This is a genomic window from Arthrobacter sp. StoSoilB5 (assembly GCF_019977235.1).
Lineage (GTDB): Bacteria > Actinomycetota > Actinomycetes > Actinomycetales > Micrococcaceae > Arthrobacter.
The window spans coordinates 2,607,480-2,632,179 of record NZ_AP024646.1 but is presented as its reverse complement, the minus strand read 5'-3'; the positions used below and the strand labels follow the sequence as shown (position 1 = coordinate 2,632,179).

At 60.0% G+C, this 24,700-nt stretch carries 20 protein-coding genes; 9 read left to right on the top strand and 11 right to left on the bottom strand.

Features of this window, described 5'->3' with window-relative positions; all coding sequences use genetic code 11:
• The first annotated feature begins 2 nt into the window (after positions 1–2).
• The 3 genes from LDN75_RS11830 (at position 3) to LDN75_RS11820 (ending at position 2,914) form a co-directional block, all read left to right on the top strand.
• Positions 3–1,049 (top strand): ABC transporter permease, encoded by a 1,047-nt coding sequence (locus LDN75_RS11830; protein WP_223935675.1) that lies wholly within the window; start codon positions 3–5, stop codon positions 1,047–1,049.
• On the top strand, positions 1,046–1,840 hold the full coding sequence (locus tag LDN75_RS11825; protein ID WP_223935674.1) for an ATP-binding cassette domain-containing protein: 795 nt from the start codon (positions 1,046–1,048) through the stop codon (positions 1,838–1,840). Before LDN75_RS11830 ends, LDN75_RS11825 begins: the two co-directional genes overlap by 4 nt.
• 117 nt (positions 1,841–1,957) lie before the next feature.
• On the top strand, positions 1,958–2,914 hold the full coding sequence (locus LDN75_RS11820) for a carbohydrate kinase (RefSeq protein WP_223937432.1): 957 nt from the start codon (positions 1,958–1,960) through the stop codon (positions 2,912–2,914).
• Between the two features lie 636 nt (positions 2,915–3,550).
• Here LDN75_RS11820 and LDN75_RS11815 read toward each other — a convergent pair.
• Both LDN75_RS11815 and LDN75_RS11810 read right to left on the bottom strand, forming a co-directional pair.
• Positions 3,551–4,477 carry a phenylacetaldoxime dehydratase family protein gene (locus LDN75_RS11815; RefSeq protein ID WP_263422375.1) on the bottom strand — a complete coding sequence of 309 codons (927 nt, stop codon included), beginning with the start codon at positions 4,475–4,477 and terminating at the stop codon, positions 3,551–3,553.
• A 210-nt stretch (positions 4,478–4,687) separates the two neighbouring features.
• Positions 4,688–5,629 carry a LysR family transcriptional regulator gene (locus LDN75_RS11810; RefSeq protein WP_223937430.1) on the bottom strand — a complete coding sequence of 314 codons (942 nt, stop codon included), beginning with the start codon at positions 5,627–5,629 and terminating at the stop codon, positions 4,688–4,690.
• Between the two features lie 120 nt (positions 5,630–5,749).
• On the opposite strand from LDN75_RS11810, the gene LDN75_RS11805 reads away from it, so the two are divergent.
• From LDN75_RS11805 to LDN75_RS11795, 3 genes are read left to right on the top strand one after another with little or no spacing between them, the layout of a single operon-like run.
• Entirely contained in the window at positions 5,750–6,742 is a 993-nt protein-coding gene (locus LDN75_RS11805; RefSeq protein WP_223937567.1) for a DUF1852 domain-containing protein, read from the top strand.
• Positions 6,743–6,762: 20 nt separating this feature from the next.
• Positions 6,763–7,809 carry a methionine synthase gene (locus LDN75_RS11800; RefSeq protein WP_223937429.1) on the top strand — a complete coding sequence of 349 codons (1,047 nt, stop codon included), beginning with the start codon at positions 6,763–6,765 and terminating at the stop codon, positions 7,807–7,809.
• A 2-nt stretch (positions 7,810–7,811) separates the two neighbouring features.
• Positions 7,812–8,384 (top strand): flavin reductase family protein, encoded by a 573-nt coding sequence (locus LDN75_RS11795; protein ID WP_223937428.1) that lies wholly within the window; start codon positions 7,812–7,814, stop codon positions 8,382–8,384.
• A 1,269-nt stretch (positions 8,385–9,653) separates the two neighbouring features.
• Here LDN75_RS11795 and LDN75_RS11790 read toward each other — a convergent pair.
• From LDN75_RS11790 to LDN75_RS11775, 4 genes are all read right to left on the bottom strand, one after another.
• Positions 9,654–9,761: a hypothetical protein gene (locus LDN75_RS11790; RefSeq protein ID WP_263422391.1), complete on the bottom strand. Its 108-nt coding sequence runs from the start codon at positions 9,759–9,761 to the stop codon at positions 9,654–9,656.
• Between the two features lie 242 nt (positions 9,762–10,003).
• Entirely contained in the window at positions 10,004–10,954 is a 951-nt protein-coding gene (locus tag LDN75_RS11785) for a hypothetical protein (RefSeq protein ID WP_223937427.1), read from the bottom strand.
• Between the two features lie 51 nt (positions 10,955–11,005).
• The gene (locus LDN75_RS11780; RefSeq protein ID WP_223937426.1) at positions 11,006–11,542 is read right to left on the bottom strand and encodes a hypothetical protein; all 537 of its coding nucleotides are present in this window, start codon (positions 11,540–11,542) and stop codon (positions 11,006–11,008) included.
• 62 nt (positions 11,543–11,604) lie between these two features.
• The gene (locus tag LDN75_RS11775) at positions 11,605–12,531 is read right to left on the bottom strand and encodes a hypothetical protein (protein ID WP_223937425.1); all 927 of its coding nucleotides are present in this window, start codon (positions 12,529–12,531) and stop codon (positions 11,605–11,607) included.
• Between the two features lie 115 nt (positions 12,532–12,646).
• Between LDN75_RS11775 and LDN75_RS11770 the strand changes: the two genes are divergently transcribed.
• The 3 genes from LDN75_RS11770 (at position 12,647) to LDN75_RS11760 (ending at position 16,233) form a co-directional block, all read left to right on the top strand.
• Positions 12,647–12,799, top strand: coding sequence for a hypothetical protein (locus tag LDN75_RS11770; protein WP_223937424.1), 153 nt, complete (start codon positions 12,647–12,649; stop codon positions 12,797–12,799).
• 308 nt (positions 12,800–13,107) lie between these two features.
• On the top strand, positions 13,108–14,757 hold the full coding sequence (locus LDN75_RS11765) for a hypothetical protein (protein ID WP_223937423.1): 1,650 nt from the start codon (positions 13,108–13,110) through the stop codon (positions 14,755–14,757).
• 678 nt (positions 14,758–15,435) lie between these two features.
• Positions 15,436–16,233, top strand: a complete 798-nt coding sequence (locus LDN75_RS11760; protein WP_223937422.1) for a hypothetical protein — start codon at positions 15,436–15,438, stop codon at positions 16,231–16,233.
• 304 nt (positions 16,234–16,537) lie between these two features.
• Here LDN75_RS11760 and LDN75_RS11755 read toward each other — a convergent pair whose 3' ends face one another.
• The 5 genes from LDN75_RS11755 to LDN75_RS11735 all read right to left on the bottom strand — a co-directional run bounded on the left by LDN75_RS11755 (position 16,538) and on the right by LDN75_RS11735 (position 24,696).
• Positions 16,538–17,512, bottom strand: a complete 975-nt coding sequence (locus tag LDN75_RS11755; RefSeq protein WP_223937421.1) for a hypothetical protein — start codon at positions 17,510–17,512, stop codon at positions 16,538–16,540.
• A gap of 1,381 nt (positions 17,513–18,893) precedes the next feature.
• A complete protein-coding gene (locus LDN75_RS11750) occupies positions 18,894–20,021 on the bottom strand; it encodes an acetyl-CoA C-acyltransferase (protein WP_263422390.1) in 1,128 nt (375 codons plus the stop codon).
• 151 nt (positions 20,022–20,172) lie between these two features.
• The gene (locus LDN75_RS11745) at positions 20,173–22,260 is read right to left on the bottom strand and encodes a 3-hydroxyacyl-CoA dehydrogenase NAD-binding domain-containing protein (protein ID WP_223937419.1); all 2,088 of its coding nucleotides are present in this window, start codon (positions 22,258–22,260) and stop codon (positions 20,173–20,175) included.
• A gap of 16 nt (positions 22,261–22,276) precedes the next feature.
• Positions 22,277–23,440 (bottom strand): acyl-CoA dehydrogenase family protein, encoded by a 1,164-nt coding sequence (locus LDN75_RS11740; protein ID WP_223937418.1) that lies wholly within the window; start codon positions 23,438–23,440, stop codon positions 22,277–22,279.
• On the bottom strand, positions 23,437–24,696 hold the full coding sequence (locus tag LDN75_RS11735; RefSeq protein WP_223937417.1) for a CaiB/BaiF CoA-transferase family protein: 1,260 nt from the start codon (positions 24,694–24,696) through the stop codon (positions 23,437–23,439). The genes LDN75_RS11740 and LDN75_RS11735 overlap by 4 nt, the downstream gene beginning before the upstream one ends.
• Between the last annotated feature and the right edge of the window lie 4 nt (positions 24,697–24,700).

Genomic DNA, 24,700 nt, shown 5'->3' with positions numbered 1-24,700 from the left:
AAGTGACCCAGCAACAAACCGCCGGCCCCCCGAGCGCCGGGCACGCTGACCTGGCCGAGGAATTCCTCGACCGCCAAACACCCCTCAGCAGAATCCGCAACGTTCTCCACCGCTACCCCGCCCTCAGCCCGGCCATTGTCCTGCTGATCGCCGTGGTGGTCTTCGGACTCCTCAACGACCGCTTCCTGCGGGTGGAGAACCTCTCCCTGATCACCCAGCAGGTCGCCGTCGTCGGAACCCTGGCCATTGCCCAAACCCTCATCATCCTGACCGCCGGCATCGACCTCTCCGTCGGCGCAGTCATGATCCTGTCCTCGATGGTGATCGCCCAGATGGCTGTCGGCAGTGGTGTCCCCGGCCCGCTGGCACTCATCGCCGGTTTGATCGTGGGACTTGCGTCAGGTGCACTGAACGGTTTCCTCGTGACACGTTTCCGGCTACCACCGTTCATCGTCACGCTCGGAACCCTGAACATCTTCATCGCCCTGACCCTGCTCTACTCCGGCGGCAGCACCGTCCGCGGGTCCGCCATGCCCGGCGTGCTCACCTGGCTGGGAAGCACCTTCCCGATCGGCCCGGTCCGCATCTCCACCGGCGTCGTGATGATGCTCCTGCTCTACATCGCCGTCGCCTTCATCCTCGGCAAGACCGCCTGGGGACGGCACGTCTACGCCGTGGGCGATGACAAGGAAGCGGCCCGCCTGGCCGGCATTCCCGTCAACCGCGTCCTGATGAGTGTCTACCTTGCCGCAGGTGCAGTCCTTGCCGTTGGCGCATGGATCCAGATCGGCCGCACCAACGCCGCAAGCCCCAACGCCGGCGTCGACCTGAACCTGGACTCCATCACCGCCGTCGTGATCGGCGGAACCAGCCTCTTCGGTGGCCGCGGCTCCATCTGGGGTTCCTTGCTCGGAGCGCTGATCGTCGGTGTCTTCCGCAACGGACTCTCCCTGGCCGGCCTGGACGTCCTCTACCAGACCCTCGCGGTGGGCATCCTGATCATCATTGCCGTGTCCGTCGATCAGTGGATCCGAAAGGTCAAGTCATGACCATGACTGAATTTGCAGCCTCACAGACAGAGACCCGCGAGCCCATCCTTAAAGCCAGGAACCTCGTGAAGACCTTCGGCCGGGTGGTTGGCCTCGACGGCGTCAACCTTGACCTCTACCCCGGCGAAGTCCTGGCCATCATCGGCGATAACGGTGCCGGTAAGTCCACGCTCATCAAATGCCTCACCGGCGCCGAAGTTCCCGACACAGGAGAACTCTACGTCTCCGGCCAGCAGGTGCACTTCAAACGGCCACAGGACGCCCGGGTCCACGGCATCGAAACGGTTTACCAAAACCTGGCCGTCTCACCGGCACTCGATGTCGCGTCCAACCTGTTCCTCGGCCGTGAAGAGCGTCTCCCCGGGCCCCTGGGGAGCCTGTTCCGGATCCTCGACACCAAAGGCATGCGCAAGAAGGCCAAGGAAGAGCTGACCCGGCTGGGCATCTCCACCCTTCAGGACGTCACCGTACCGGTGGAGAACCTTTCCGGCGGCCAGCGCCAAGCCGTCGCCGTCGCCCGCGCCGCGGCATTCGGATCCAAGGTGGTTGTCCTTGACGAACCGACAGCTGCACTGGGCGTTCGTGAATCGAACCAGGTACTGCAGCTGGTCCGGGACCTTCGTGATCGCGGCCTGCCTGTCATCCTGATCAGCCACAACATGCCCCACGTGTTCGACGTCGCAGACCGCATCCACATCCAACGCCTGGGCAAATGCGCGGCCACCATCACCCCGCAATCCCACACCATGACCGACGCCGTCGCCATCATGACAGGTGCGGCCAAAGCCTGACGGCCGCGCCCCACAATCCGTGCCAGCGGAACCCTCTTCTCCGTCCGCGGACCTGCCCACAGGTCCGCGGACGGATCCACACCCGGCCCTCCAGCCGGTACCGACGAAAGAACCGAGATGCACAAGCCTCCCCCCGGCACCTCCGCCCACGACCAGCTGGATGTTGTTGTTATCGGCGAAGCCCTGATCGATATCGTTAACACCCCCGAAGGAACCATCAGCTACCCAGGAGGATCCCCCGCGAACGTGGCCTATGGCCTTGGCCGGCTCGGCGTATCCACAGGGCTGCTCACAGCAATCGGCGAAGACGACCACGGCACCGCCATCACCAACCACCTCCAGAGCGCAGGCGTCCGGCTTCTACCGGGATCAACATCCCTCGAACACACAGCCACCGCAACTGCCACCCTGGCCGCAGACGGCTCGGCCAACTACGAGTTCGACATCGCCTGGGAACTTGCACCGGTAGCGCCGGCCATGATCCCGAAAGTCCTGCACACCGGATCCATCGCCACATTCCTCGCCCCGGGAGCCACCACCGTCCGCTCCCTTCTCGAGCAAAGCCACACGTCATGCCTGGTCACCTACGACCCCAACATCCGCCCCGCCCTCCTTGGCAGCCATGCCGAAGCAAAGAGCATCTTCGAGGACCTGCTCCCGCTCACCGACGTCGTCAAACTCAGCGACGAAGATGCCCACTGGCTCTACCCGACTGCGTCTCCGGACGAGGTCACGTCCCGCCTGCTCGCGCAGGGGGCACGCCTGGCCGTCATCACCATGGGCGCAGACGGCGCCCTCCTCGCCACCCAAAGCTCCAAACTCAACATCCCCTCCGTGAAAACCCACGTAGCAGACACCATCGGCGCCGGCGACTCCTACATGGCCGCCCTCATCTTCGGCCTTTTGGCAGAAGGCGAAGAAGGATTTGCCCCGGGAGCACTGGAAAACATCGGAAAAACTGCCTCCATGGCCGCAGCAATCACGGTCAGCCGCTCCGGCGCCAACCCACCCACCGTTTCGGAACTGCAGGCACGGCTAAGCGAGCTCCAACAGCAGCCTTTCGCCGCCGTATAGTCTCTTCCAGCCTGCTCGGTAGCCACGCCAACCCGCCTTGGCGAAAAACGACGAAATCCGGTCCGTTCCGCGCCCTCACCTCCGATGGGCGTGCGCGAACATATGGGTCCTTATCAGTAAACCGGTCGGCTTCCGCATGCTCAGCCGACAATCGCGTGGTCAGTAGCGTTCCGGCGGCCGAGCTACGGCCTATAAATCTGTGGGGAGACCACTCGCCCTTTCATTCGTGTCGTCGCGTCGATGGCGCGCACGAAACCAACCCGAAGCACTCGGTCGGCAGTAGCCAATAAACTCTCGCCCCGAAATAGCCCTGGCCATGGAGAGCTTGCGCGTCACCGTCATGTCGCAATGGCCACCCCCATGCAATGAAGGGGCAGATGCAGCCAAGGAGGGACAAGCCAATGATGGGCAATAGTCGCAATAAAGCAGACTTAAGTGTGCACACTGTACACACCCCTTGTGGCCTGACAAAGCAAGTATTCGGCGCCGTGACATGCCGGAAATCTCATGGCTGAAACCGACGAGACGGAAATCTGTGGAAGTCATGTCGTACCTAATCCCCTAGCCCATGAACAGGTGTAGGCCGCTCCAGACCAACCGGGCAGAACCGAAAGAAGGAACTCGAATGACCCCAGCTCAGAGCCAGCGGAGCGCCCACCAGTCTGGGCGCTGACCCCGCTCCCCCATCCAAACTGAACAGGCCGCGCCCGGCGGCCAGGCACCCTCCGGGAAGATGACGCAGAGGCACTTGTCAAGCTTTGTACACACGTTAAAGCAAAAACCCCCTCTGACGAGGGGGTATGCCGTGCCCGAGGTGGGACTCGAACGGGCTTCCAGGCCTTGGAAACAGTGGGAAATGGCGGAAACCTGCGGAACCCGGGGCAATCCGGCCGATGTACGGGCCAGTCCAAGGTGGAAGGCGTGGACATTGTCCACACTTCTCGTGGGCGCGGTGTACCACCGATAAACGAGGGCCCGAGCTTCCCCTGCGCACTGATTAACAGCGACCGGGAACCAACCGCTGCCGCCAATGCCTGCGGGGTGGTACCTCTCAGTCCTTATAAATCCCCCGAGCCAAGATGACGCCGCCGCGCTCTCCAAGGCAGGACTTCCCAGCGGCCGGCAGAACACTCCAAATCCGACCAACCGCTCCCCGCCAGAACTATGAATATCCCACACAGGAGCTGAACCTCCTTCATTTACTACATGGCGGAGACGACACCGAGCATCATGACAAGACCTTCCGGCCTGGCCGACGACAGAAGGCTGGTTATCGGTTATTCGAGTCTGGCCGCCCGAATGTCTCCGGCGGGTAACGGCTCGTCCTCGCAGGGTTTCAGCCCCGACAGACCCGCTGGTTTGTTTAGCCTTCCAGCGGCCTGCTGCCGCCGAGCATGCCGGTTGTAGTTTGCCATTGTTGTACTTGTAGTACTGCTGGGCGCATGAGACCACTGCGACTTCATGGCTGAGACGAAGCCTGGCGCCGGCGTTTGCCCGGAGGAATTTCATGGGGGCCATGAAGGTGGCGACGTGGGTCGGATGCCATTCCGCGCATCTCTCCATGTCCTCCAGGCTATGCCAGAAGCGTATCCCTTGTGGCCGGCCATCGGGAGGATGACCCCTTCGACGGCGGCCGCAGCGTCGCGACTGGATCCAGAAATGCAATGGATGAACCGCTACATTGCGAGGGTGACGCATGGGTGTTTACCAAGCCACTCCAGAGCGCCCCAGACCTACCTGTTCCTTCGGAAAGACCCGCCCGCTCAACTGCAGTCAGTCGATCAGCGCTACGCCGAACTCGGCGACAACGGCCCGCAATTCCTTGAGGTAGCGCTGCGCTTGGTCGGTGAGCGGAATCGCTGCGTGGCCGATCCAGCCGATCTCGATGCGTTCGTCAACGTCCAGCGGGATGGCGACGATCTCCGGGTCGAGCTGCCCGCTGATGATGCCCGTTGAGATCGTGTAGCCGTGGAGCCCGATCATGAGGTTGAAGATCGTGGCACGGTCAGAGACCCGGATCTCCTGCTTGCTGGACAAGGTGGAGAGAATCTCCTCGGCGAAGTAGAAGGAGTTGTTCGCACCTTGATCGAAGGTTAGCCGCGGCATCCCGGCGAGATCGGCGAGAGTCGCGCGCTCTTTTGAGGCGAGCGGGTTGTTGCGAGAAATGAAAATGTGCGGATCGGCGAGGAAAAGCGGAGTGAACGCGAGCCCGGAATCCCGGAGCAGCTTGTCGATGACCTTCCGGTTGAAATCGTTCCGGTAGAGGATGCCTATCTCGCTGCGAAGCGTACGGACATCCTCGATGATGTCCCAGGTGCGGGACTCACGCAGCGAGAACTCGTATTCGGCCACGTCAGTGGTCTTGACCATCCGGACGAAGGCGTCCACCGCGAACGAGTAGTGCTGCGTCGATACCCCGAGCAGACGTCGCGTCGGTGGCGTACCCAGGTAGCGCTGCTCGAGGAGAGCGAACTGCTCGACAACCTGCCTTGCATAGCCGAGGAACTCTACGCCGTCGGCGGTGAGGGTGACCCCGCGGGCGGAGCGAACCAGAAGCGCACGGCCCACCCTGGCCTCAAGGTCCTTCATCGCTGCGGACATGGTGGGCTGCGCGACGTAGAGAAGATCGGCAGCTGCCGAGATCGACCCCTCAGCTGCAACTTCTATGAAGTAGCGGAGCTGCTGCAGCGTGAGTCCGCTCGAAATCTGGGGCATAGGAAAAGTCTATATGAATGCATAGTAATGCCTAGTTACCCGATACCCGCAGAAAGGTTGCACCATGAATACATGACCTTCGGAAAGGCCGTCTCCGGCCCATCAACGGATTGGCAGCACATGGCAGACGACTTCACCTTCAGTATCACCACGACCCCCTTCGACGAGGACTACTCCCCGTCCGAAGGATCGCGGATCACAACGAATTTCGCCAATCTGGCACGCGGCGAGCACCGCCAGGAGAACCTCCGCAACGCCTTGACCATGATTCGCCGCCGCTTCAACGATCTCGCAAGCTGGGACAACCCGGACCGGGACCGTTACACGCTCGAGCTTGAGATCGTTTCCGTGCAGATAGAGTTCACTGCGGAAGGTACGGATCAGCAGTTCCCCCTGTTCGAGGTTCTCGACATCCAGATCGTCGACCAACTGAACGGGGTCCGCCACCAAGGGATCGTCGGGAACAACTTCTCCTCCTACGTCCGTGACTTCGACTTCAGCGTAGTACTCCCAGCGGCAGCAGGGGACTCAGGCAAGCCCACCGTTCCCGAGGACTTCGGCGATCTTCACGGCAAACTGTTCCAGCAATTCCTCGATTCCCCGGCATGCCAGGAACGCTTCCCGCAGCCGCCAGTGGTGTGCATCAGCGTCTCAACGAGCAAGACGTACAGGCGAACGGAGAACCGTCACCCAGTCCTGGGCGTCGAGTACCAGCAGGACGAGTTCTCGCTGACGGACGCGTACTTCGCAAAGATGGGGCTGCAGGTTCGCTACTTCATGCCACGCGGCAGCGTTGCGCCGCTCGCCTTCTACTTCCGCGGCGACCTGCTCAACGACTACTCCAACCTGCAGCTCATCGGCACGATCAGCACCATGGAGACGTTCCAGAAGATCTACCGCCCGGAGATTTACAACGCGAACTCCGCCGCCGCCGTCGTCTATCAGCCAAGCCTGGGAGAGCAGGATTACTCGCGGACCCAGATCGCTTACGACCGCGAGGAGCGCAGTCAGCTCGCGATTACTCAGGCGAAGTACACGGAGGAACACTTCATCACGCCCCACAAGGATCTATTGGACCAGTGGACCGCCAAATACCCAGCTCTCGTCAACTGACCCACGGAGAATCGTCAATCATGAACACACTTTTGCCCACCACCGTTGTCGGAAGCCTGCCGAAACCATCGTGGCTCGCACAGCCGGAGACTCTGTGGTCTCCGTGGAAACTGGAGGGAGATGAGCTGCTCGAGGGCAAGCAGGATGCTCTGCGCATCGCCATCCACGAACAGACCCGACGCGGCATCGACATCGTCAGCGACGGCGAGCAAACCCGCCAGCACTTCGTCACCACCTTCATCGAACATCTCAGCGGGGTCGACTTTGAACAGCGCAAGACCGTGCGCATCCGCGATCGCTACGACGCGAGCGTGCCGACCGTCGTCGGAGCGGTGCGCCGCGAGCGTCCGGTATTCGTCGAAGACGCTAAGTTCCTCCGCGCAACCACAGACCGGCCGATCAAATGGACTCTTCCCGGTCCAATGACCATGGTGGACACGCTCTACGATGACCACTACAAGAGCCGCGAGAAGCTGGCGTGGGAGTTCGCCACGATCCTGAACCAGGAGGCGAAGGAACTTGAGGCGGCCGGCGTGGACATCATCCAGTTCGACGAGCCCGCGTTCAATGTCTTCCTCGATGAGGTCAAGGACTGGGGCGTGGCCGCGCTTGAGAGAGCGGCAGAGGGGCTGCGTGCGGAGACCGCCGTGCATATCTGCTACGGCTACGGGATCAAGGCGAACACTGACTGGAAGGCGACGCTCGGCTCACAGTGGCGGCAGTACGAGGAAACGTTCCCGCTGCTTCAGAGCTCCAGCATCGACATCATCTCGCTGGAATCCCAGAACTCCCACGTGCCCATGGAGCTCATCGAGCTCCTCCGCGGCAAGAAAGTCATGCTCGGGGCAATCGACGTCGCAAGCGAGATTATCGAGACCCCGGAGGACGTCGCCAACACCCTCCGCAAGGCCCTGCAGTTTGTCGACGCGGACAAGCTCATCCCCAGCTCCAACTGCGGTATGGCACCGTTCCCCCGGGACGTCGCACTGGCTAAACTGAGTGCTCTCAGCGCAGGGACGAACATCATTCGCGAAGAACTCGCCCGCTCTGCAACCACGGTGTCATAACCATGTTTCACGCTTACCCCCCAGACACCTGGCTCGAGGCTCCCAAGCCAGGCTTCCCGTCCTCCCTCTCGGCCGACGACTTCAAAGCACTGTTCCGTGGTCACCCGGGAGGTGTCGCCGTCATCACGGCGGATGCCGGCGAAGGACCGGTGGCGCTGACGGTATCATCGGTCGTGTCAGTGAGCGCGGAACCTCCGTTGCTGATTTTCTCGGTCTCGGCACTGTCCTCTGCCTCCGATGTGCTTTCACGCGCGGAAACCGTCGTCGTGCACCTGCTGGACGCGCACGACGTCGACTTGGCGAAGTTTGGAGCGACCCCCGGCGCCGACCGCTTTGACCAGACGCACCGCTGGTCGACCCTTGCAACCGGCGAAGCGGTTTATGACGATGTCCGCGCCTGGGTGCGCTGCGCCGTCATCAATCGCATGGAGGTGGGAACCTCCACAATCATCGCCGTTCACGCCCTGGAGTCCCGCGTGATGCGTGACGTCCAAGCAGGCGAACCCGGCGACGCTCTGGTCTACCACAACCGCTCATGGCACCGTCTGGGTGAGCATTCCAAGCATGAAGGCTGAGCGCCGCGCCAGCAATGCGAGGCAGCAAGCCGAACGGCGCACGACGGCGGGTGCATAACTCCCGCCGTCGTCCTCGTTGACATCGGAGCATCCATCGACTTCCTGAAGTACAACCCTGGTCTGCACGCATGCGACGCTTCGGTTCGCCTTCGAGAAGCTCCCACCGGAAGCGTTTTAACGGCACCGTACTGGCGATCGATGAGCTCTATCATGTCTCCGCGGACACCGAAGCGAACCGTTCGGCGCGCTCCTGCGTGAGGCCATGAACGGCTCAGACGTATGAGTACTTATCGGCGTCAAAAGTACCGGTGGAAGAAGCGCGGGGACTGCGGTTCGCGGCGAATCGGACAATTACAATCAGCCGCGCTTTGCTAGTCCGTCGGCAGGAATATCCTGTCGAAGCAAGAACGTTCCCGCACGCTTACTCATCATGTAATTCGGGCTGGTAGGTGCCGGCGCTCCACTCCTTTCCCTTGGGGATCGAGCATTCGGCAGCGAACCGGGCGACTATTGAGATGAAAACCGACGATTCTCAAGTCCTTTGGGTAGTCGGCCATGCAACCGGGTGGCGAGCCTTTCATTGTCGGGATGGCGTCCTGGTCACGCCACCATCGCCGGCAACGGACAGACATCATGAGCTCCAGACGTCGTGAGGGTCACAGCCACTCAAGGAGCCGTCCGCGAAGAACGGGACGCCCACCCGGCGCCAATAAGCTGTGGGAATCGACCGTTACGCCAGGCCGTGCCACGGCGGAGACGGCTGACTTCGGCAGCTTTCCCGTGCCAGGCATAGCCCGTGTGGGGCGGGGTCCATCTGCCCAAGCCCTGGATGTCATACAGAGCAGGCATCGGCGACAGTACGCTGGCCAGTCACCGCAAAGTGTCAAGGCAGCCCGAAGAACGCAGATGTGAATACCGGCAACCAGCCGCAACAAGGAGATCTAGGCGTGGACGACGTGCACACCCTCTTGGGTTTGATAATGCATCGGCTAACTCCGGGTCCTCACGCCAAGGACGCGTAGAAGTCCGGTGGTTTCGACGCCCCGCCCCGCCCCGAAGTCATGTTGTGGTCCCCACCTCCACCCATGAAGAGGTGTAGGCAAACCATGACCTACCCGGCCGCACCACGAGAGGAATCCATGGCCCCAGTAGAGAGCCAGCGGAGGGCCAACCAGCCAAGACCCTGAACCCGCTCCCCCACAACTGAACAGGCCAACCGGCAGCCAGGCACAAGCCGGCACCACACATCAGAGGTCGTGTCAACAATTGTCAACACGTTAAAGCAAAAACCCCCTCTGACGAGAGGAAACAGGCTGGTTGACCGGTGCAATTGTGCGCACCCCAACGGCTGCGGAATTCCTCGCTGCGGGTTCTCAGCTCGCGGATAAGGTCGTGAAGCTCCTTGTTATGCCGATCCCGGCCGCCTTCGGACAGCGCCTGGAAAATTGCTACACCTTTGGCCGGAGCATGGGAGGTCGGCTGTCGGCACTATCGGCATGTATAACCTGGCATGGGACTACCAAGCGGAGAGCGACGCTAATCCCGGCGATCCAAACTCCTGCTCAACCCAGCCGGAATCGGTCATCAACCGCCACCGCCAGGACAACATCCAGTCCAAGCTAGCCGATCCCGTCGATGCCCTGTCGCATCATGGCGTTCAGGGCATCAACGCCACCTTGGACGGTTCCGGTCACGGCGAGGTCTACCAACTTCAAGAGCAGCGCCCTTACCTTGCCAGCATCGGGAGCCAGTGAGTAAATCTCCCCATCTACTTCATTGGCGATAACCTGCGCTTCGGTCGTTACATCCTCACTGACTCCAAGAACCATCGGGTTCAACATGGCGCGTACAGAGCCGAGGATGCGCTCTACTACTTCAACCTGCCCGCGCGTCATGGAGTTGGACTGCGTGACATTGGAGCTCTGCAGAGCAACGTTGACAGCCTTAGATCCCGTAATGGTTACGTTGTTCGTGACCCCAGCTGCATCCAAGGCTCTATTGACTGATTGTTCAGCCTCTATGACCTTGCTGCCTCTGGTGGTGATGGTCGGCCTCAGCAACTCAGCACCCCATGTCTTGGTGCCGTCGATGTATTCCTCGTCAATCAACCAGTTTGAAGCCCGTGCCAGCTCCTCTTCTGAGTAAGGCTCGCCTAGGAAGTGATTCTTGGAGCTTTTAAGGAAGTCACTGATGCCTAAGACGTTCGCCCCCTTCAGCTGCTCGTCGTAAAGCCAGTTGAGGACGGCATCCCGCACCTCCTTGACCCGGCGCCGCGGATCAGTCCGTAAAGCCTTGAAGTCTTCCGCGACGTCTATGCCCGCCTGAGTCAGAACAACAGAGTCGATGCCTCCAACTGGCTTTTCAAACCATATCCATCTGTGCTCTTGCAGGGCTTCGAGGTCGCCCGTAACGCTTTTTTTAGGGCGTCCCTGCAACCTCGCCACGGTGTACAACTCACTGACATCCATCTGACGTTCACCACTGAGTGGCAGCCAGTCAACAAGACGTGAAAGCAGCTGTAGGTGCCGGAGTCCGGACATGGTTTGAACTAGTGATTCAACTGTGGACAACAACTTCCCCTTTAGTTTGAGCAACTTCTTTGCCGGTCGGTGATGCCTTCCCTAGATGGCAAGAGCGGCGGATATTCGTTCTCGGTTTAATGCCCAGGCAAGTTCTGGTTCCCGATCGATAACCTCGACCCGGATGACATGCGGGATACCCATTGCGGGTAGGACTAAATCTTTCATACTGTCGTAGAAGGCTCCCTGTTTCGCCCGACTCCTCGGACCGAAATTCACGGTGTCGTTGGCAGCCCAGCCAGTTCGGTCTATTCGAGGACCGTGCAGCCGGCAGAGCGCCCGGTACTCCTCCAGGTCAAAGCCGTAGTCCACGTCAGGCCCATAAAAGTCCAACATCTTCAGGCGGTGGGTACTGAAGTGCTGCTCTTCATCCACCTCGATGTGGATGCCGGTTGGTTCGTGGATCAAGTCGAAGTCAGCGCGCTTGGTGCGTTTCGGCGAGCGCATGACATCTAGGTAGCCATCCAGAGCTTGTGCCATCTCCAGAACCGTGTCGAAGAGCGGTCCAGATTGAGTCGCCAGACCAAACGGCCCTCGGGTGCCGATCCAGTCGTAATTAGGAGCTGGCACCAGAGTCACACCGTCCTTGGCCGCAGCGACAAGAAACCGCTGCTCACACTCAGGCAAATTCCGCGAGGGATTTACCCCAGGAATTGAATGGCCTGTTCGATGACGCTGATGACAGCCGTCGATACACCCTTTGTACCGTGCTCAGCCACGATCCCCGTCAGGCGCTCCAGTGCCTGACGGATCTTTCCCGGCTCAGCGTTCACATCGGCGGTTTCTTCCTCAAGCTCGCCTACGAGAGTTTCAGCCACTTCTAGCTGCTCTTCCGGGAGGTTGAGAGCCCCGCTCAACGCGCGATACGAATCAATCACATCGCTGATCTTGCCCAACTGCTCCCGAGTCAGGGTATTGCTCTGGGTCACGTTCGAGCTGTCCTGTGCCACATTGACGTTCTGAGAGCCGGTGATGTTGATGCTGCGGTCTGTCATTGAGATTCCTCCTGCTTGCCATTCATTCACGGAGCGACCGCTTTCGACGGCGCGGTTACCTTTTGAAGTGATTTCTGCATAGTAGATGTCGTTGTCGGCAGACTTTTTGCCGACGATGAACCCTTCTTCATCCAACCAGTTCTTAGCGTCTTTGAGTTCCTGCTCGCTGTACGGCGAGCCGTAGAAGGAGCACTCGCTGTGGAAATCACCAGGAGCGTCGTCGCCCTCGTACAGCCAGTGCAAGTAAGCATCGCGGCATGCCCTGTTACGACGAACCTTGTCCTTAATGAAGGTCCGGTATTCCTTGGTGGCATCTAGGCCCGCTTGCTGAATAAAGACGTTATTTATGCCAGCCAACGACTCAAAGCACTCAACCATACCCAGAGACTGCAGGTATTTGAGGTCGCTAGTTACGGCTGCCGATTCAAGCCCCCACTTCGCACCTTCAGCCCGGATCGGACTGACACCTACCTGACGATCTCCGTCAAGAGGTTCTAGCTCCGTTAGTGCCTGCATGAGGCGCAACTGTCGCAGGCCGGCCGGTGACTGGATCAGCGATTCAACTACAGACAAATGGTCCCCCTAAGAGTGCGAGCTAACGTGCTCAACCACTCTAGCCATGGGGTCTGACAATGACTGGCACACGGGTCACGTTGTCCAGCGGACCGCCTGTGAGCGTCCTCACACCATGACGGCTGAACTCCGCTTCCCGGTATGGGGTCCGGCACGTCGCGACAAGCGCCGAGTGTTCGCCAAAGCAGAAGCTCCCATCACCGATCCGCACACCGAGCTGCATTACCAGACCGCGACGAGGGCCATGACATCCATCGAGACCGCGTAAGCCTGTCGAGCAAGATCCCCAGACGAACATACGTGCTCTTACTGGTCAGAACACGCTCTCGGACAGCAACAAAAGAAGGCCAACGGGGCCCGACCATGGGCAAGCCGCCGCGATGTCATCCGGGTAAGCAATCGGCCGGCGCATCATGTTGCGCTGACAACGCTACACATATGCCGGAGGAATTGCCGTCCACCATGGACTACCACACTCGCCCAGTCCAGTCCCAACTAACGGTGGCTCGACGCCTCGACACATTTCCCAGGTCACCGTAGTCTCTGGATAATACTGGGGACGTTCAAGGAGTCGCAATGTCAAAGAACTCACGCTTCAAAAGCGGCTTTACTCTTGGTGGTGAACAAGCAGAAGCGGATCCTCTTCTCGCCGATGCCTTCTACGAGTCCGGCGACTACGACGTCATCCGCTCTAAGGAAGATCCCAGATGCTTCGTCATCGGGCGTACCGGGGCAGGAAAATCTGCGGTATTCCAACGCATCGAAGAAGAGATCCCAGAACATGTCATCCGAATCAACCCTGAAGACTTGTCTTTGCCTTACATAACCGACTTGCAGGTTATCCGATATCTCGACTCCCTCGGCGTCAACCTTGATCTTTTCTGGATTGCTTTGTGGAAGCATGTACTTCTTGTCGAAATAATACGTCATCGCTACAGCGTCAATACACCAGCTGCAAAGCAGAGCTTTCTGAAGAACCTCCGCGAACGGATATCAAAAGATCACGGCAAGGAGGCGGCACTCGGCTATCTTGACGAGTTCGAGGGAAGGTTTTGGTGTGAGACAGAGGAGAGAGTTCGCGAGATAACGGACAAGTTCACCCGCCGCATTGATGCCGAAGTTGAAGGAGGGACTAGTGGCGGCTTTGTTTCGGCACGTGCTGTCGCGTCCACTGGCACGGAGGCTTCTACCGAATCCAGGGCAGAACAAACTGAACGGTTTCAGCGAATTGTTAATGACACACAGCTGGCAAAATTGAACAAGATGATCTCCGTGCTGGACGAAGATATACTTGATGACCAACACTTCACATATGTCATCATCGATGATCTGGACCGGGACTGGATCGATGAGCGACTTGCAAATGACCTGATCCGCTGTCTTTTTCGAACCGTTTTGGACCTAAAGCGCGTGAGAAATCTCAAAGTCGTGGTTGCACTAAGGACGAACATTTTTCAAGAGCTCGATTTCGGAAAGAAGAGCGGCGGGCAGGAGGAAAAATTTCGCTCACTGGTCTTACACCTCCGGTGGACAAGGGCAGACTTGCAAGAGCTTCTGGACGAGCGCGTCAAGGCCTCAGCGGCAAGGACCGACGTCGCAGCCACATCGATGGGTGATCTTCTTCCTCATGCCAATAAAACGAGAGGGAATCCTCTCCACTACATGTTGGAGCGCACCCTCATGCGGCCGCGCGATGCGATCGCCTTCGCAAACGAATGTCTTGGCGTGGGTATTGGAAAGACCCGATTGACTTGGCAGGACATTCACAATGCAGAACGCACCTATTCGGCCAAACGCCTCCTTGCGCTTCGAGACGAGTGGAAACCCACATATCCTGGGATAGATCAAGTTTTTGCCAAGTTTCGCGGGTGTTCGGGCCGAATGGATAAACAAGAATTCCAACGCCGACTTGATGAGGCTATGCTGCTTATATCAGAACCGAATTTCCCTGGCACGGACTGGCTAAAGGATCTATCCTCCGCCATGTGGTCCCCTGGAAAAGACTCGACCGGCTTTGCTCTTTATCAGCCATTGGCAAAGTTGCTATATTCGGTTGGACTCATAGGCTGTGCAGTTCGTTCTTCACGAGCACCGACCTTCTATCTCGACGACCCTTTATTTGCCGATTCCGAGTCAAATTACGAGCAATGTGAATACTTCTTTCCGCACCGCATGTATCAAGCCGCATTGAATGTGAAGGCAGGAAACACTGAAACTACGAATTGACAGCACCTATACATTCGCACTAGATAGGACATTTATAGGTCCGAATACGACTGTCTCGCCCTTATAGTAGCTGTCTTGACGCATGGTCATTACGCAAATGGCGGATGACCAAGTCCGCGAGATCCATCAGTCTTTTGAAAATTTCCCTGTAACAGTGGATGCGTTGCTCCGGCCTTGGGAACAACTCATCCATTGTTGTATTCCGCCGCCGTAAGCACCGTCATTCTTCCTTGGCATTTCTCGAGGCTGTGGACGAAGAGATAGCTGCACCTGTGGAAGAGATCCGCGATCTCGTCAACTCAATCAGTGTGTTCAGCCTCCTTGGCAGTACAGCTAGGATGTGCCCGAAACGGCAGTCGGCTGAACTCAGTCCTGCCGTCGCTCGGGAGCTTGGTATTGCTGCTGAGTAGGAAAGCTCCAACCCGAGAGATCGGGGTCTCAAAGGCGTTGAACTGTGGCTTGTGTCGTTCTTCAAGCGTGATGACGGCAGTTTCGCTCAGCTCCAAGTGTTGACCAATGCGCTAAAGAATACGTTCGGTTGGGGGCAGAGTTGAGTCGCTCGCTTTGCTTCACGCCTGTAGTCATGCCAGTCGGTAAGCTAGGAACTGCTCCGGGCGGCATCACAACCCGCCCATTCCCACAGAAACCTGGAGCCTTGCGAGCTATCAACATGAGGTCATGAATATGGGCGATCGCGCCACAAAACTCCTTCGCGACATTCAAAGCGGCGCACTGGACAGCTCGAGTTCGATATCGGACCTCTTGCGGAAATGTGTAGCGCTTGGAGGCGCATCCGGCTCTCGGGAACTCGTGGCTTGGGCCTCATCCGAACTGAACGGTTACCGAGGAAAGACAAGCGAGTTGCCCGCGTACAGGAGAGTCCCGGCTCCGTTGCTCATAGACGGTATCGCGGGTTGGGCTCAGTTCCAGCGACAGGTTATTGCCCCTAGTTCCTTGCCGGAGTTTGCGCAGGATGCGATAAAGGAAGAAGTACCGCTTTCTCAGGGAATCGGGCAGCTCGAGGAATTGGCTGGCCACGCAAACGGTGACACCGTGATGCTCTCACCTCCCGGCTCAGCCGAGCTAGTCCGGCTATGGAACCACGAGAACCAGAGTGACACTCACGAGATCCATCGTTTGTACTGGGCAGTTTCCAAGAGCGAGATAATGGGAGTCACCCATCAGGTAAGAAATCGGCTGATCACTCTTATCGCCGAGTTTGAGATTGAATTCGAAACGGCAGATTCAACACGCCAGGCTGTTGATCGTGCCGTTCAGGTCACTATGGGCAACGGCTCCAGCGTTGCTATCGTTTCGTCCCAAGGGCGCGGCTCGAGAAGCAATGTGAAGGTGAAGAATGGAGCCGATCCGTTGGGCAATCCGAAATGGTCCGTCAGCAAATTCTTAGGGACGGGCCTGATTGGCATTGCCACGATCGCAGCCGCGTGGTTCGGATATCTCGCTCTGCTCAAATAGTCAGGAACGTTGTAGTGGGCTGCCAGTGGACGCCTGCTTGACGTTACGAGGCTACCTCGTGACGTCAACTGTAATGCCGTCTTGGCATCAAGGACCGGGACGCTACAGCTTTACGGTACGTCCGTTTTTGTTGATGAAACCCACGGGAGTAGAAGCAACCACGGCTAGAGTTCTCAGCGCCGGATCAACGACCTGGACGAGAGTGGATGCAATGAACGGGAGCCTGGCGTTTGCGTTACGCGGTACCCCTGAAGGTTGAAGGCGAGGCGATCTGCAGCTCTGCCGTTCTGCTCCATTGTGTTCATTATATGTCGGCAAGTGCCTTCAGTTCCTGTCGCAGCTGGTCGAGACGGTTGGGGTCATATCGTACAAGTGCATGGCCCACGCTTTGCGGTATGAGGTGGTATGAGACGTGGGGAGGATCTTCTCCTCTTCCATTAGGCCAGTACCCTTCCGCATTGGACGCGATCAGCACCCTGCTCACTCGCTGATTGGGGTGAAGTTGCCCGGCGCCGCGAGGCTTTTCCGACACTTCAAACTGCCTGACAATTACCTCGGCGGCGGCGTCCCGAACTCGCTCGCGGGGGTCCAGCTGACCATCTTCATCAATCCAGAGGGGCTGCACTCCGACTAACGTGCCCTTCTTGGTTCTGTATAGAAATGGCGCGTTTTGCCCGTGTGCAAACACGCGAGTGAGTCCCGTGGGGAGTGAGAATGTGAGGTCAGTTAACACACTTCGCCGAAGAGCGGTGAATCCCGTAGAAGTCGACACCGATTCGTTGACGGCCTGCCTCAGATTGGAGAGCTGCGTAGCGGTTTCAGGATCATGCTTGTCCTCGAATACTGCCGTGATTCTGTCAAGCGCTCGGGTCTGCACCGCTGACAGCCCTGGTACGGCAAGCGATTCAAAGATGCCCAGCACGGCTTTTTCCTTGAAGTGGTTTGCAGGGGTTCCATCTTTACTGGCCTGTTCATACGCCCACTGGAGAACGGTCCACCACTGGTCCTCGCCGTTCTTGCGCGCAGTTTCCGCGTTCGCATCAGCAACGTTTTGGTTGGCACTCTCGGCTTTTGCTACCTGTTGCTTGATTCCTCGATAGGCGACGGTTGCTGCGAGGACAGCGAAAAGTCCGGCCATTGGAGGTCCGGTGACGAAGTCATATCCAAGTCGTCCCATCTCATCAAGCCATGCTCCTATATTCGCTAGGGTCTGCTCAGAAATAGGAGAAAACGGCACCCGCGCGGCAGCGGAGGAATCTAGGGGGCGGGAAAGGCTCACTCGGACAACAATAGGCGATATTGCACGTGTGGCTACGCAGGCGAGCCGGTGGCCAGGAGTGACCGAGTCGAGTCCTTTCCTTGACGGTTGGGGCAATATTTCTACGGATCAGATCCCCAGGGGGGCGAACTAGGAAGCTGCATTGATCTCGTTGCCGGCAGTTCAAGCGAAGAGGTTGTCGATCAAGCGATCAGCGAAGTGATGGCTGAACGGCTCGGCCATACAGAATAGTAAGCAGTACTGTACATGAGGGCCCGCATCGGCAGACTGATCGGCCTCGGTTTGCCTGGCCCGACGAGCGTGTGAACTCCAAATGCTCGGCGACCTTGGAAGGGACCGTAGTCCGCGCCGGACACTCCCCCATTTTAGTCTTAGAAGTCATGTTGCGCCCTATCCCTCTACCCATGAAGAGGTGTAGGCCAACCACGACCTACCGAACGAACCAGGAAAGGAACGCATGATCCCAGTTCAGAGCAAGCGGAGGGCAAACCAGCCACACCCCTGAACCCGCTCCCCCACAACTGAACAGGCCAACCGGCGGCCAGGCACAAGCCGGCGCCACGCATCAGAGGCTCGTGTCAACAATTGTCAACACGTTAAAGCAAAAACCCCCTCTGACGAGGGGGTATGCCGTGCCCGAGGTGGGACTCGAACGGGATTCCAGGCCTTGGGATCACTGGGAAGTTGCGGAAACATACGGAATCCGGCCCAGTCCGGTGGGTGTACAGGCCAGTTCGTGGCGAGAAGTGTGGACACTGTCCACACTTCTTTTTTTGCTCGATTGACCACAGAAAGAACAGCGACCCGCACCTTCTCCGCCCCTCGAACCGGCGCCAGCCATTTGGAGCCGCCACCCCTGCAGATCGCTTACTCGATGGCACCCTTTCAGCCCGCTAGCAGCCTCCTGCCGGGGTGAGGCCGCGACCTCTAGGCACGACTCCCCCCGACCGGTCGAACGACCCACGATCCGACCACACTCCGCCCCGCCAGAACCTAACATCGAACACAATGACAGCACCTCCTTCCTTGATACATGGTGGAGACTACTCCGAGCATCATGACAACGCCTTCCGCCGGCCCGGCGACAGAACGTCCGTCATCGGCGCTTGAATTACGGGAGTAGAAATAGCTGCGCTGGGCAGGGCCTCTGCACAATCAGGGCGCTAAGGCGCCGGACACGATCCGGAAACTTCGCTTGGCGCTCCTACGTCGCTCCCATACTCCCGAACGTTGCGTCCCTGGCCCGGTCCCCCAGGTTGCACTCCGGCCCCAGCCCAGCGGCGAGGTCCCCTATCAGGGCGCCCCACCGACCAACGACCACAAACACAACAGATAAGGGCAAAGGACCAGGACAATGAGTGCGCTCACCGGTGGGCTCTGGTCAGCGTGACAGGAGTAGCGCTTCACCTTGGCCGCCACCGCCGCACAGTGCCACCGCAGCCTTGCCGGAGCCGCGACATTGAAGTTCATATGCTGCAGAGACCACTAACCGGGCACCGGAGGCACCAATCGGATGGCCAAGGGCGATCGCTCCGCCGTTGATGTTGACCTTGTCCATGGCGATCCCGAGCAGCCCGGCCGAATGCAATGCTACCGAGGCAAACGCCTCGTTGATCTCCACGAAATCCAGGTCTTCCACGCTCCAACCGGCCGCACTGAGCGCCTTGGCGATGGCCAAGGACGGCTTATCCGGTAGCGAGGTGTCCGGGCCGGCAATTTGCCCGGGGGCACCGATCATTGCCATGATCTTGAGGCCATGGGCTTCTGCGTAGCCGCGCGTCGTTAGCACTACGGCGGCGGCACCGTCGTTGAGTGGCGAGGCATTTCCTGCGGTTACCGTGCCTGTTGGGGAGAACGCTGGCCTGAGCCTGCCAAGCGACTCCTCGCTGCTGTCCGGACGCACACCTTCGTCTGTGCCTGCGATGTGGACCTCTCCGCGGCGCCGCGGCACTTTGATCGGGACCAACTCCGCGTCGAAATGCCCGGCGGCCTGGGCTGCCGCCGCCCGCCGATGGGATTCCGCCGCCGCCCTATCCTGGGCCACGCGGGGAATCCCCAACGCCTCATTGGCACCGTCCGTAGCCAGCCCCATTGCGGCATGTTCGAACGCATCGGTCAGTCCATCGTGGGCAGCTGAATCGACCAGCACGGCATCTCCGTAGAGGTGCCCTGCGCGGGACCCCGGCAGCAGATGCGGGGCGTTGCTCATTGATTCCTGACCGCCTGCAACCACCACCGCGGCTTCTCCCAGTCGCAGCACGCGGCTCGCGTCGATGATGGCGCTCAGCCCGGAGAGACACACCTTATTAACAGTCGTAGCGTGGGCGCTCAGCGGAATACCCCCAGCGACGGCAGCCTGCCGTGCGGGATTCTGTCCTGCTCCGCCCTGGAGTACATGTCCCATGATGACGGCGTCGATGGCCTCGGCGTGGATACCAGATCGGTCGACCGCCGCGGCAATGGCGGCGCCGCCTAGTTCGACGGCGGACAGCGGGGCAAGCTGACCCATCAACTTGCCTTGCGGCGTGCGGGCGGCCCCAACAATGACAACATCTGTAGTGCGGTTCAATTCTTCTTCTCCTGAGACGGGACGGCGGGGTGGAGATGGACGTTACGGGCTGTTGCTTGGGGCGGCCCGGGACTTTCGCCGGCGGGCGTTACTAGACGGCGGGGACGGGGACGCGTAGCCCGTAATGGAAGACTGTGCCCGTTTCCCGGTCCAGCAGGGGTGTCAAGCCACCGGTATGGAACGGGAAATTGGCGCCGAGGATCATGCACAGGTCGACCTCCTCGGGCCCCGCCACCACCGACTCGTCCAGCATCGCGGTGACCTCCCGGGCCAGTGCGGCCAGAATTCGGGCGCGTACCGCGCCTGCATCTGTCGGGTACGACGCCGGCAGCAGCATGGCAGCGGCAGGTGAGATTTCGCCGTCGTTGTCCAAATAGCCTGGGAGCCCCGCGGCCACGAGCGCAACCAGGCTGGGGCTTTTTCGAAAGCGCTCCGGAGACGCCCGACGCATGGCCTCGCAGATATGAAGCTGCACGGCAGGGCCGATGAATTGCAGAAGCTGCAGCGGCGTCATGGGCAGTCCCAGCGGATCCAGAGCGTGGTTCACGGTGGCGGGGTGAGCCCCGTCGTCGAGCAGGAACAGCACCTCGTTGAACAACCGCGTTAGCACGCGGTTCACCACGAACCCGGCTGTGTCTCTGGTGAGTACGGCCGTCTTTCCCAGCATTCGGGCCAGCTCAAACGAGGTTGCAAGTGTGGTCTGGTCCGTCTGGGGCGCCGTGATGATCTCCACAAGTGGCAAGACGGCCACGGGATTGAAGAAGTGGAAGCCGATCAGCCGCTCCGGGCGGACCAGGGCGGCACCCATGGCCTCAACGGACAGAGAGGATGTATTGGTCAACAGCAAAGCATCTTGCCGCAGCAGCGGTTCGAACTCGGCGAACACTGCGCGCTTGACCTCCAGTTCCTCAAAGACAGCTTCGATGACCACATCGCAGTCAGCAAACGCGGCCTTGTCCGTGCCTCCAGTGACCAAAGGGCGGATGGCCTCGGCGTCAGTGCCGCACAGCTGCCCGCGGGCCACGCGCTTGTCCAGCTGCCCGTCGATCCAATCCAGTGCCGCGTCGATGCGTTCCTGGGACAAGTCCGTCATCAGTACAGGTACTCGCAGCTGCTGCGCGAAGAGGAGGGCGAGCTGGCTGGCCATCAGCCCGGCACCGATGACGCCTATTGAGCGGACCGGCAGTGGCTCGGCCATGGGCCTGCCCGCGGGCTTCTTCGCCAGGGATTGTGTGAGGTGGAAAGCATAAATGCTGGCCCGGGCCTCGTCGGAGAGAAGCATCTCGCCGAATGCCCGGATATCCGCGTCTTTTCCGACCGTGGCGGCGGGCTGAGCGGCAGCCGCAGCGATCAGCTCCAGGGCTCGGTACGGGGCGGGCGCAGCGCCGTGCAGTCGTGCGTCGAGCTGTGTCCGAACGGCCGCCAGCGCTTCGGATCCACCGACACCGCCGGAGGGCTTCTGCTCCGCCCTGTCGCGGAAGCGACCACCAGTCCCGACCTTGCCGGAGAGGACGCCGACAACGTAATCGAGCGACGCCGACAGGAATCCGTCCGCCGGCAGCAGCACGTCGACCAAGCCAAGCTCGGCCGCGGTCCGGGCGGAGAGGTTGTTGCCCGCGAGCGAATCCGTGACCACCAGTCGGGATGTGTGTTTCGGGCCGAGTAGTGCCACCGCGCGCGGGATGCCGCCCCAGCCAGGCACCAGGCCAAGCCGAACTTCGGGAAAACCCACGGCCCGGACGGAGTCCGCCGCGGTGCGATAGTCTGCATGCAGCGCAAGCTCCAACCCGCCACCCAGCGCGATCCCATTAATGAACGCGAAGGTGGGCACCGGAACTGCGGCCAGCCGGCCGAGCACCTCCAAACCCCGACGCGCCACGTGCTCGGCTTGCTCCACCGTGGCAGCCGTCATCATCGTTCTCAGGTCCGCCCCGGCACAGAAAACCGGGCCCTCGCCAGTCACTGCCACCGCGTCCACCCTTGCGAGGTCGAGGTCTTTTAGCGCAGCCTCGAAGCCGGCCAGCGACTGCGGGCCCAACGTCACAGGGCGGTGGCCGGAGTTCTTGAGTGTCAGGATGGCAATGCGAAACCCTGAATGATCCACATAGGCGGTGCAGGTCTTGGTAACGGATTCCGCGGCCGGGCTCCTGGAGTCAGCATCACGTAAATTCTCGTTCACGATACTCCCCCGCACGCTACGAAAAGCTCGGGATGCCGGTGATCGCGCGGCCCATGATCAACGTATGGATCTCGTCGGTGCCCTCGTAGGTGCGGACGCTCTCGAGGTTGTTGGCGTGCCGCAGGGGTGAGTGTTCAAGGGTGATCCCGTTTCCGCCGAACATGGTGCGGGCGGAACGGCAGATCTCGATCGCCTGGCGGACGTTGTTGAGCTTTCCAAAGGAAATGTGCTCGGGACGCAGACGACCAGCGTCCTTGAGTCGCCCTGTCTGAAGAGCCACAAGTGTTCCCTTCTGGATCTCCAGGACCATGTCCACGAGCTTCTGTTGCGTCAGCTGGAAAGAAGCGAGGGGTTTACCGAACTGGGTGCGCTGCTGCGAGTAGGCCAAGGCCGCCTGGTAGGAGTCGCGGGCAGCGCCCATGGCGCCCCACATGATGCCGTACCTCGCTTCGTTGAGGCACGAGAACGGCCCACGGAGGCCCACCACCCCGGGCAGCACCGCGGTCTCTGGCAGATGCACGTCCTCCAACGTGATGTCGCACTGGATTGATGCGCGCATGGACAGCTTCTCGGAAATCGGTATTGCAGAGAAGCCGGGAGTGTCGGTTGGGACCGCGAAGCCGCGGATGCCGTCGTCGGTATTCGCCCAGATGATCGCAACGTCGGCAATAGACGCGAGTCCGATCCACCGTTTGGCTCCGTTCAGCACCCAACCCGAACCGACATGTTCCGCTCGGGTGAGCATGTTGGCGGGGTCGCTGCCCGCGGTTGGCTCGGTTAGGCCGAAGCAGCCAATCAGCTCACCCGCGGCCATGCCAGGCAACCACTGCTCCTTCTGCTCCTTTGAGCCGAACTTGGAAATGGCGCTCATGGCGAGTGATCCCTGCACCGAAACAAAAGTGCGGATGCCGGAATCGCCGGCTTCCAGCTCCATGGCCGCAATACCGTACTCGACGGCGGTGCGGCCACCGCAGCCGTACCCTTTGAGGTGCATGCCCAATAGTCCGAGACTTCCCATCTCCTTGACCAGTTCCAAGGGGAAGACTGCTTCCTCGTACCAAGCGTTGATGTTAGGCCGAATACGATCGTCAACGAATTGGCGTACCTGGACGCGCAGATCAATCTCCTGCTCGCTTAGCAGTGAGTCTATGTCGAGGTAGTCGGCGGCAAGATCGGTCACGAGTGTGCTCCCATAGGCTGTTTGTGGTTGATGTCGCGGGGGTGATTCGGGGGTTCTGCGATGGTCTGGCTGTTAGGGGTCGGCTGGCTAGTTAGCCAAGCGCGCACCTCTTCGGCGTGTTGCCCGAGCCGTGGTGGCCGACGAAGGTACGCGACCGGGGTCTCAGACAGGGTGATCGGGTTGGCAGCCAGATTTACGCTGTCCTCGTCGGGCCCCACAGTAACGCGGGCGTTCAGACCAAGGTCATTTGCCATCGCAAACGCTTCAGCGATGTTGTTGACCGGGCCGCAGGGAATCCCGCGGGCTGACAACACCCGGTACCAATGGTCGGCGGTCGCCTCAGTGGTCCGTGCCGTGATGACGCGATCTAGTTCGTCGATGTGGGCGACGCGGGACGAGTTGGTCGCGAAGCGCGAATCCTTCGCTGCCTCGGGAATTCCGAGCGCCTCGCACAACTGAATGAACTGCCGGTCGTTTCCGACCGCAACGACGACCGGTCGGTCCGAAGCCGGGAACAACTGGTAGGGCGCGATTGAAGGGTGCCGGTTTCCCAGGATGCCGGGGATGGCGCCTGCGGCGGTGTAACCGACGCTCTGATTAACCATGCTGGACAGCAAGGTGCTGAACAGGTTGACCTCAACGAGCTGGCCCCGGCCGGAAGTTTCGCGTGCCCGCAGGGCTGCCAGCACTCCGATGGCAGCGTGCAATCCTGTCAGCACATCGACGAGGGCGACGCCGGCCTTGACTGGCTCAGCGGAGCTCGGACCAGTAACGCTCATCAGTCCACCCACGGCCTGCACTAGCAAGTCGTAACCCGGCAGGGCCGCGGCGGCTTCGTCAGAGCCGAACCCGGTGATGGAGCAATACACAAGCCTTGGGTTAATTTCGGCGACCTTCTCGTAGGAAAGCCCGTGCCTCGCCATAGTGCCGGGACGAAAGTTCTCGATCAGCACGTCAGCGCGTCGAATCAGCTCCAGCAGATCATTGTGATCTTCCTGGGCGGACATGTCGGCTGTGAACGATCGTTTGTTGCGGTTCACGGATAGGAAGTACGTTGCCTCATGATGATCAGTGAACGGTGGCCCCCACTGACGGGTGTCATCACCGGAGCCGGGACGCTCTATCTTGATCACGTCGGCCCCGAGGTCCCCGAACAGCATGGTGGCATAGGGCGCAGCCAACACTCTGCTGAAATCGGCGACGATGATTCCCTTCAGTGCGCCCGCAGGTGGATCCTGCGAATCGGCGTCAGTCATGTGG

Excerpts from the sequence above, each read along its gene's own strand:
- LDN75_RS11825 (WP_223935674.1), top strand. The coding sequence starts at position 1,046 with ATGACCATGACTGAATTTGCAGCCTCACAGACAGAGACCCGCGAGCCC.
- LDN75_RS11820 (WP_223937432.1), top strand. The coding sequence starts at position 1,958 with ATGCACAAGCCTCCCCCCGGCACCTCCGCCCACGACCAGCTGGATGTT.
- LDN75_RS11795 (WP_223937428.1), top strand. The coding sequence starts at position 7,812 with ATGTTTCACGCTTACCCCCCAGACACCTGGCTCGAGGCTCCCAAGCCA.
- LDN75_RS11770 (WP_223937424.1), top strand. The coding sequence starts at position 12,647 with ATGACGGCTGAACTCCGCTTCCCGGTATGGGGTCCGGCACGTCGCGAC.
- LDN75_RS11760 (WP_223937422.1), top strand. The coding sequence starts at position 15,436 with ATGAATATGGGCGATCGCGCCACAAAACTCCTTCGCGACATTCAAAGC.
- LDN75_RS11810 (WP_223937430.1), bottom strand. The coding sequence starts at position 5,629 with ATGCCCCAGATTTCGAGCGGACTCACGCTGCAGCAGCTCCGCTACTTC.
- LDN75_RS11805 (WP_223937567.1), top strand. The coding sequence starts at position 5,750 with ATGGCAGACGACTTCACCTTCAGTATCACCACGACCCCCTTCGACGAG.
- LDN75_RS11815 (WP_263422375.1), bottom strand. The coding sequence starts at position 4,477 with ATGGAGAGATGCGCGGAATGGCATCCGACCCACGTCGCCACCTTCATG.
- LDN75_RS11765 (WP_223937423.1), top strand. The coding sequence starts at position 13,108 with ATGTCAAAGAACTCACGCTTCAAAAGCGGCTTTACTCTTGGTGGTGAA.
- LDN75_RS11800 (WP_223937429.1), top strand. The coding sequence starts at position 6,763 with ATGAACACACTTTTGCCCACCACCGTTGTCGGAAGCCTGCCGAAACCA.
- LDN75_RS11750 (WP_263422390.1), bottom strand. The coding sequence starts at position 20,021 with ATGGGTCAGCTTGCCCCGCTGTCCGCCGTCGAACTAGGCGGCGCCGCC.
- LDN75_RS11735 (WP_223937417.1), bottom strand. The coding sequence starts at position 24,696 with ATGACTGACGCCGATTCGCAGGATCCACCTGCGGGCGCACTGAAGGGA.